The 8304-nt window shown below is 63.9% G+C and carries 6 protein-coding genes and 1 pseudogene (1 of these 7 only partly in view); 6 read left to right on the top strand and 1 reads right to left on the bottom strand.

All coding sequences use genetic code 11. The features are described 5' to 3' along the window. Nucleotides 1-741 carry the 3' portion of an SCO family protein gene (locus ACNFCH_RS10730; protein WP_416742751.1) on the top strand. The gene continues 240 nt to the left of window position 1, outside the view, so the window shows 741 of its 981 coding nt (coding positions 241-981); its start codon lies off the left edge, out of view; the stop codon is at nucleotides 739-741. A gap of 6 nt (nucleotides 742-747) precedes the next feature. Here the strand turns inward: ACNFCH_RS10730 and ACNFCH_RS10725 are convergent, their stop codons facing one another. Next, nucleotides 748-1653 (bottom strand): helix-turn-helix domain-containing protein, encoded by a 906-nt coding sequence (locus ACNFCH_RS10725; RefSeq protein ID WP_416742750.1) that lies wholly within the window; start codon nucleotides 1651-1653, stop codon nucleotides 748-750. A gap of 151 nt (nucleotides 1654-1804) precedes the next feature. Here ACNFCH_RS10725 and ACNFCH_RS10720 point away from each other — a divergent pair, with 151 nt between their 5' ends. The 5 genes and pseudogenes from ACNFCH_RS10720 to ACNFCH_RS10700 form a co-directional block, all read left to right on the top strand. Next, a complete protein-coding gene (locus ACNFCH_RS10720; RefSeq protein ID WP_070092964.1) occupies nucleotides 1805-3163 on the top strand; it encodes a glutamine synthetase family protein in 1359 nt (452 codons plus the stop codon). 117 nt (nucleotides 3164-3280) lie between these two features. Next, complete coding sequence (locus tag ACNFCH_RS10715) at nucleotides 3281-4369, top strand: polyamine ABC transporter substrate-binding protein (RefSeq protein WP_196164820.1); 1089 nt, start codon at nucleotides 3281-3283, stop codon at nucleotides 4367-4369. 14 nt (nucleotides 4370-4383) lie between these two features. Then, a complete protein-coding gene (locus ACNFCH_RS10710) occupies nucleotides 4384-5676 on the top strand; it encodes an FAD-binding oxidoreductase (protein ID WP_337157177.1) in 1293 nt (430 codons plus the stop codon). Nucleotides 5677-5771: 95 nt separating this feature from the next. Next, complete coding sequence (locus ACNFCH_RS10705; protein ID WP_337157176.1) at nucleotides 5772-7433, top strand: alkaline phosphatase D family protein; 1662 nt, start codon at nucleotides 5772-5774, stop codon at nucleotides 7431-7433. Nucleotides 7434-8037: 604 nt separating this feature from the next. After that, nucleotides 8038-8184: pseudogene (locus ACNFCH_RS10700) on the top strand (4-hydroxy-2-oxovalerate aldolase); the annotation flags it as partial. Nucleotides 8185-8304 lie beyond the last annotated feature (120 nt).

Here is an 8304-nt window from a genome sequence, read left to right as displayed (position 1 = left end):
CCCCTGGAAACCGCGCGGCTTCGGCAAGTGCAGAAACTGCTCGGCGACCGGGTCGGCAAGGACATTTTCTTCTACTCGATCAGCATCGACCCCTACAACGACACGCCGGCCACCCTCAAGCGCTACGCCGACAAGTTCGGCATCGGCCCAGGCTGGACCCTGCTGACCGGCGAGCCCGACGACATCGAACTGCTGCGCCGCAGCCTCGGATTGTTCATCGAAGGCCTGGAAAACGGCCGCTCCAAGGACCACAACCTAAGCCTGATCATTGGCAACCAGGCCACCGGCCGCTGGATGAAGGCCTCCCCCTTCGAAAGCCCGTACATCCTCGCCGACCGCCTGGGCAAGAGCCTGCACAACTGGAAGCAGGCCGACACACCTGCCGTCGCCGAAGCCGCCGACATCCGCACGCCCAGCAGTGGCGAGCAGATCTTCAGGACCCGCTGCTCTTCCTGCCACAGCCTTGGCGATGCCGGCCCCAACGGCGCGGGTGGAATCGGCCCGGACCTGCTGGGCGTGACCCGCCAACGCGACCCTCGCTGGCTGGTGCGCTGGTTGAAGGAGCCCGATCAGATGCTGGCCGAGAAAGACCCGCTGGCCATGCTGCTGTACACACAATACAAAGGTCTGGCGATGCCCAACCTGCGCCTGGGCGACACCGAAGTCACCGCATTGCTGAGCTTCATCGAAGAGGAAACCCGCCGGCTGCAGACGCCTGCCACGGCAAAGAATGGCGACTGACGGAAACTACCCGCGCCCGCGCTTGAGGGTCTCGCTCGGCAACTCCTTGAACAGCTGCCGATAGCTTTCGGAAAACCGCCCCAGGTGCCAGAACGACCAGCGCATCGCCACCTCGGCCACGGTGACGCCCCCTGCCCCATGGCGCAGCAGGTCGCGCCGCGCGCCATTGAGCCTGCGCAGGCGCAGCCACTGCCCTGGCGGCATATCGGTAAACGCCTTGAAGGCCTGCTGCAGTTGGCGCAGGGACACCCCGGCCACTTCAGCCAGCTCCATCAGGTTGAGGGTTTCTTCCGGGCAGTCGGCGGCCCATTCGCTGACCCGGCGCATGATCGCACGCTCCTCGTCACGCCGACCCAAGGCATCGCCTTGCAGGCGTTGGCAAGCATTGTCGAGGATGAACAGGCAGTCTTCGAGCAGTTGCTCGGCCAGGGCCTGGCCTTCGAGCGGGCTATCGGCATCGGCCAGCCGTGTGAGGGTGGCGCTCAGCCAACTGCCGAACAGCGCGTTCTGGCCGCTGCCCAGCGGCACCATGAACAGCCCTTCCAGACGCGTCACGTCCAGGCCGTGACGGGCCATGAACGCCTGGTCGAACACCACGGCCACTTCCTGGTAGTTCTCCGGCGTAATCCAGATGTTGCGGCTGTCCTCGTTGAGCAAGTACAGGCTGTTCTCGCTGCGGTCGAAACAGAATGCCAGCGACCCGCTCGGTGCGCGGAAGAACTGCTCCACCCGGGTATTGAGCCGTTCTTCGTAGACCTCCACGCCATCGAGCCCCAGGCAGCGCAGATGACCATTGAAATGCCCAGGGGACATTTGCCGGTATTGCTGCTGCCAGCCAGGGGTGGCGCGCACCTGTTCGGTCACGTCGGTGGTGTGGAAAGCCTGGACCTGCAAGGCGTTGGGCGTTGTCACGCTCGAGTCCCTTATGCACTCTTTTGGTGCATTTGTTGCCGAAGAAAATGGATAGATCGCCCCGGGGGGCTGCGACCAAGATAGTCCTCAGCGCGTCGCCTGGGAAGATTCCAACGCGGACTCGCCCATAAAACCCAACTAAGAGGTCTGTATGAACGCCCCCTTCGATCAGCTGTCCACCTGGCTGAAAGAACACCGGATCACCGAAGTCGAATGTGTGATCAGCGACCTGACCGGCATCGCCCGCGGCAAGATCGCGCCGACTGCCAAGTTCCTCCACGAGCGCGGCATGCGCCTGCCGGAGAGCGTGCTGCTGCAGACGGTCACTGGCGACTACGTCGACGACGACATCTACTACGATCTGCTCGATGCGGCCGACATCGACATGGTCTGCCGCCCTGACCCTGCGGCGGTGTACCAGATTCCATGGGCCATCGAACCTACCGCCATCGTCATCCACGATACCTTCGACAAGCACGGCAATCCGATCGAGCTGTCGCCGCGCAACGTGCTCAAGAAGGTCCTCAAGCTGTATGCCGACAAAGGCTGGCAGCCGATCGTGGCGCCTGAGATGGAGTTCTACCTGACCCAGCGCTGCGAAGACCCGGACCTGCCGCTGCAAGTCCCGCTGGGGCGTTCGGGCCGTGCCGAAAGCGGCCGTCAGTCGTTCTCCATCGATGCGGCCAACGAATTCGACCCGTTGTTCGAAGACGTCTACGACTGGTGCGAAGTCCAGGGCCTGGACCTGGACACGCTGATCCACGAAGACGGCCCGGCGCAGATGGAAATCAACTTCCGTCACGGCGATGCCCTGGATCTGGCGGACCAGATCACCGTGTTCAAGCGCACCATGCGTGAGGCCGCGCTCAAGCACAACGTCACCGCCACCTTCATGGCCAAGCCGATCACCGACGAGCCAGGCAGTGCCATGCACCTGCACCAGAGCGTGGTCGACATCGCCACCGGCAAGCCGATCTTCGCCAACGAAGACGGCAGCATGAGCGAACTGTTCCTGCACCACATCGGTGGCCTGCAGAAGTACATCCCCAAAGTGCTGCCGATGTTCGCACCGAACGTCAACTCGTTCCGTCGTTTCCTGCCGGACACCTCGGCGCCGGTGAACGTCGAATGGGGTGAGGAGAACCGCACCGCGGGCCTGCGCGTACCGACCTCCAGCCCCGAGGCCATGCGCGTGGAAAACCGCCTGCCGGGCGCCGACGCCAACCCATACCTGGCGATCGCTGCGAGCCTGCTGTGCGGCTACCTGGGCATGGTCGAGAAGATCGAGCCGAGTGCGCCGGTCCAGGGCCGCGCCTACGAGCGCCGCAACCTGCGCCTGCCGATCACCATCGAAGACGCCCTGCAGCACATGGAAGACTGCCAGACCCTGCATGAATACCTGGGCCGCCAGTTCGTCCAGGGCTACGTGGCGGTCAAGCGCGCCGAGCACGAGAACTTCAAGCGCGTGATCAGTTCCTGGGAGCGTGAGTTCCTGCTGCTGAGCGTCTGATCCCCGAGACGCCTGTGGGAGCGGGTGAACCCGCTTCCACAGGGCTACGCGCTGCTCATGAGCCAGTGCAACCTTTGTTACACCGAACTCGAAGAACAAGACCAACGAGGTGTCGACATGCGTCATTTGCAAACCCTGATTCCCGCTGCATTCACCCTGTTGTTCGGCGCCGCCGCCCAGGCCCAGCCGAGCGTCAGCGTGTACAACTGGACCGACTACATCGGTGACACCACCCTGGCCGACTTCCAGGCCAGCAGTGGGATCAAGGTGGTCTATGACGTGTTCGACTCCAACGAAACCCTGGAAGGCAAGCTGTTGGCCGGACGCACCGGCTATGACGTGGTGGTGCCGTCCAACCACTTCCTGGCACGCCAGGCCCAGGCCGGCGCCTTCATGCCGCTGGACCGGGACAAACTGCCGAACTGGAAGCACCTGGACCCGGTGCTGCTCAAGCAACTGGAGCAAAACGATCCCGGGAACCGGTATGCGGTGCCGTACCTGTGGGGCACCAACGGCATCGGCTACAACGTCGAGAAGGTCAAGGCGGTGCTGGGCATCGACAAGGTCGACTCCTGGGCGGTGCTGTTCGAGCCGGAGAACCTCAAGAAGCTCAAGCAGTGCGGCGTGGCCTTCATGGATTCGCCTGACGAGCTGTTCCCGGCCGTGCTCAACTACCTGGGGATGGACCCACGCAGCGAAAGCGCCGCCGACTATGCCAAGGCCGAGGCACGCCTGATGGAGCTGCGCCCCTATGTCACCTACTTCCACTCCTCCAAGTACGTGTCGGACCTGGCCAACGGCGATGTCTGCGTGGCCTTCGGCTACTCGGGCGACGTGTTCCAGGCCGCCAACCGTGCGGTGGAAGCCAACAACGGCGTGAAGATCGCCTACAGCATCCCCAAGGAAGGCAGCAACCTGTGGTTCGACCTGCTCGCCATTCCCAAGGACAGCAGCAACCCGGAGCAGGCCCTGGCTTTCATCAACTACCTGCTCGACCCACAGGTGATCGCCAAGGTCAGCGCCACCGTCGGCTACGCCAACGCCAACCCGGACGCCAAGGCCTACATGGACCAATCCCTGGTGCACAACCCCGAGATCTATCCGTCCCAGGCGGTGCTGGACAAGCTGTATGTCTCCAACACCCCGAGCCCGAAGATCATGCGCGTCATGACCCGCTCCTGGAGCAAGATCAAGTCCAACCGCTGAGCCGAGCACGAGCCATGTCTATTACCCAACACACCGCGTCCTACTACGCCGCCACGGCGCGCAGTTCGACGCCCTACCCCTCGCTGGAAGGCGAGCTGACCGCCGATGTCTGTGTGGTCGGCGGCGGCCTGACCGGGGTCAATACCGCACTGGAACTCGCCGAGCGCGGCCTGTCGGTGATTCTGCTCGAAGCCCGGCGCATCGGCTGGGGTGCCAGCGGGCGCAACGGCGGGCAATTGATCCGCGGCATCGGCCATGACGTCAGCGGCTTCGCCCGCTACGTTGGCCAGGATGGCGTGCGCTACCTCAAGCAGGCCGGCATCGACTCGGTGGCGCTGGTGGCCGAGCGTATCGCCCGCTACGGCATCGAGTGCGACCTGCGCTGGGGCTTCTGCGAACTGGCCAACACCCCTGCGCAGTTCGCCGCCTTCGAGGATGAGCAGGACGATCTGGCCGCGCTGGGCTACCGCCACGAAACCCGCCTGGTCGGCCCCGAGCGGATTCGCGATGTGGTCGCCAGCGACCAGTACGCCGGCGGCCTGGTGGACATGGGCTCGGGCCATCTGCACCCGCTCGATCTGGTCCAGGGCGAAGCCCGCGCGGCGCAGCAGCTGGGTGTGCAGATTTTCGAGCAGAGCCCGGTGCAACGCATCGAGCACGGCCCCACCGTGATCCTGCACTGCGCGCGCGGCAAGGTCCGCGCCAAGAGCCTGGTGCTCGGCTGCAACGCCCATCTGGATGAACTGGAACCGCGGCTGAGCGGCAAGGTACTGCCGGCCGGCAGCTATGTCGTGGCCACCGAGCCCCTGCCTGAGCACGTCGCCAAGGCGCTGATCCCGCAGAACATGGCCCTGTGCGACCAGAAGGTCGGCCTGGACTACTACCGCCTCACGGCAGACCGCCGCCTGTTGTTCGGCGGCGCCTGCCACTATTCCGGGCGCGATCCCAAGGACATCGCCGCCTACATGCGGCCTAAAGTTCTCAAGGTGTTCCCGCAACTGGGCGATGTGCGCATCGACTACCAGTGGGGCGGCATGATCGGCATCACTGCCAACCGCTTCCCCCAGGTCGGCCGGTTAAGCCAGCACCCGAACGTCTACTACGCCCAGGGATATTCAGGCCATGGCCTGAACGTCACCCACTGGACTGCCAAATTGCTGGCCGAATCCATCGCGGTGGGACACAGCCAGGGGCTGGACGTGTTCAGCGCCGTGCCGCACCTGACCTTCCCTGGCGGCAAAGCCCTGCGCTCGCCGCTGCTGGCACTGGGGATGCTGTGGTACCGAGTGCGAGAAGTGCTGGGCTGATGAATCCCTGGAGGGCATGGGACATCTGAGCAAGCGAAACGGCTAAACCCAGTCTTTACTGGCCGATATCACCGGGACGCACCAAGGATGACCCCATGCCACTGCTCGACCCTACCTCCAACGAAAGCAAATACACCAAACTCTCCAGCGCCGCCGTGATTGGCGCCACCACGCCCAACAGCACTCGTCTGTGGGTGCGCCTCTATCGGCCAGGCACCTGGTACCTGGCGGTCACCACCGAGCCGATGCGCGGCGACATGGTCCGCCTCGGTGAGCTGCCCGTCACCCAATACTTCCAAGGCCAAGGCATCAAGCCTGTGTACCTGCAGGCCAAGACGCTGGACTTCGACACCGATGTCACGGGCGTCTTCGACGTCACAGGTTTGAAGCCTGCCACCACCTATTACTACGCGCTGATCAGCGACGAAACCGATGCCGGCAAGGTGGGTCGGCGCACCGAGATCGGAGGCGATCGGCCGCGCTTCTTCGTGACCCCGCCCAAGGCCTCCAGCACCCTCACCTTCGGCTTCTACAGCTGTCACGACCCGATCAGTGCCGACGGCAGTGCCGGTGCCTGGCCGTTGATGCATCAGCAGTTGGCCGACCAACGCGCCACTTTCGTCATCGGCGGTGGCGACCAGGTGTACGTGGACACCAACAAGAAGAACGGTTTTCTGGATATCTGGGAGTGGCTCAAGGACAACAAGGACGAGCTGCTGCAGGCCTACAGCAAAGGCAAAGGCAAGGGCTACGACAAAGCAGGGATCGAGCGCTACCTGTGCAACCTCTACCGCTGGTTCTACCGGGTCTACTGGAACGTACCGGCCCAGCGGGAGATCTATGAGCGCCTGCCCCAGTACATGATCTGGGACGACCACGAGATCATGGACGGCTGGGGCTCACTGACCAAAGTCGAGCGGCGCAAGCGCATTTCCCTGTTGTTCGAGCGCAGCAACAACACCACGACCAACCAGATGCTGGTGGACCTCATGTGGCGCGCTGCCTGCCGGGTGTACTACGAGTACGAGCACAGCCACAACCCGCCCACACCGATCGACCTGGACAACCCCGATGCCTGCCAGTGGGACTATGCCTTCGAGCAGGGCAATTCGGCGTTCTACGTGCTGGACATGCGCGGTCATCACGACATCGAGGCCAAAGACCCCTGCAAGTTGCTTGGCAGCGAGCAGATGGCGCGTTTTGCCGCCTGGCTCAAGAGCGCGCCGGTGCAGAACGCCGAGGCGGTGTTCGTGGTGTCGCCGGTGCCGGTCATGCACTGGCGCAACGCCGTGACCAATTACGCCGACATCGGATCGTTCAAGGACGATTGCATGGACGAATGGGACCACGAGAGCAACCAGGCCGAACGCAAACGCCTGCTGGATCTGGTGTTCGATGCCTTGGGCAACAGCGCCAAGCCCGTGGTGTTTCTCAGCGGCGACGTGCACTGTGCGGCGGTGTTCCGCTTGCTGCACAAGCGGTATCCGGCTGCCAAGGTGTTCCAGGTCACCTCAAGTGCCATCTCCCGCATGCCGGCACCCGGCGTGCTTAAGCTCGCGATCAGCGCGGGCGGGAGCATGCCCGGCGTCAAGGACATCGTCTGCGAACGCTGGTACGCCATGGCCGGCTCGAAGAACTTCGCCATGCTCCAGGTACGCCCATCACAGGACGGCACCCAGACCGAGGTCCTGGTCGAACTGCACTGGCCGGGCGGAGATGACGGGGAGCTGACCAAGCGTCGCGTGCTGCTCAAGTAAGCCCTTGGGGAGCGAACGGTCGCAGGTAAAATCCACGCCCACAGGGTTTGCGCTGCCCCCTGTGGGAGCGGGTTCACCCGCGAACACCGGCGCAGCCGGTGCCAGACACCGCGTCGCCTGCTTCGCGGCTAAAGCCCACAGGGTCTCCGGTGCTCTCAATAACACCGCTGCGCCTGCGCCAGGGCTGGTATTTGCACGGCTGAGCCCCGGCGCTGACCTGCGGGTTTACCCGCGAATAGGCCGGAACTGTCAACAAATAATTAGCTTATTTGCCGTTGATGCGCGATGGACCAGGCACCACCAATCGCGACCTCAGGAGGCCGAGTGGAGGTGTCTGGAGGGGCAGGCGCGTAGCGCACTTCGGCGAGAGCCGAAGTCGCGAGATGGAGGCTGGCGCAGCCAGCCGGAGGCCGCGAAGCCCCGCAAGGCAATGAAGAGGGAACCCCGCCACGGGCGGGGCTGATGTGGGAGCCAGCGGTTTTTGCCTACTTTTGCCCAAGAGCAAAAGTAGGTCGCCGTAAAGGCGAAAAGCGCCAGTGGCGCCACCACCAAACCGGATATTCACACAACCTGAAAGCCCAACTCACCCCCGCTGCGCAAGCCGTTCCTGTTGTTCGCCAAACGCGCCGAGCTCAGGTACGGCATCTCTGCCCGCGAGCTGTTGGTCGAGCTAGGCCGCCGAGGCACCGTAGGCGGCCAGGAAGACATGATCGAAGACCTCTCCCGCGCCCGAGGCGTGCTGCCGACCTGAAATCCCACGGGGCTGCCGCGAAAGGGCCGTGCAGCGGCCCCAGGATGTGGCGGCATGGGGCTGCGTTGCAGCGCATCGCAGGCTTCGCCAGTGCCTACACGTGTTTGCGCCGATTGTCAG

The organism is Pseudomonas sp. NY15354 (assembly GCF_048068075.1).
GTDB classification, from domain to species: Bacteria; Pseudomonadota; Gammaproteobacteria; order Pseudomonadales; family Pseudomonadaceae; genus Aquipseudomonas; species Aquipseudomonas guariconensis_C.
The sequence above is the reverse complement of the archived record's forward strand: the minus strand, read 5'-3'. Positions and strand labels throughout refer to the sequence as shown.

Excerpts from the sequence above, each read along its gene's own strand:
- ACNFCH_RS10720 (WP_070092964.1), top strand. The coding sequence starts at position 1,805 with ATGAACGCCCCCTTCGATCAGCTGTCCACCTGGCTGAAAGAACACCGG.
- ACNFCH_RS10710 (WP_337157177.1), top strand. The coding sequence starts at position 4,384 with ATGTCTATTACCCAACACACCGCGTCCTACTACGCCGCCACGGCGCGC.
- ACNFCH_RS10705 (WP_337157176.1), top strand. The coding sequence starts at position 5,772 with ATGCCACTGCTCGACCCTACCTCCAACGAAAGCAAATACACCAAACTC.
- ACNFCH_RS10715 (WP_196164820.1), top strand. The coding sequence starts at position 3,281 with ATGCGTCATTTGCAAACCCTGATTCCCGCTGCATTCACCCTGTTGTTC.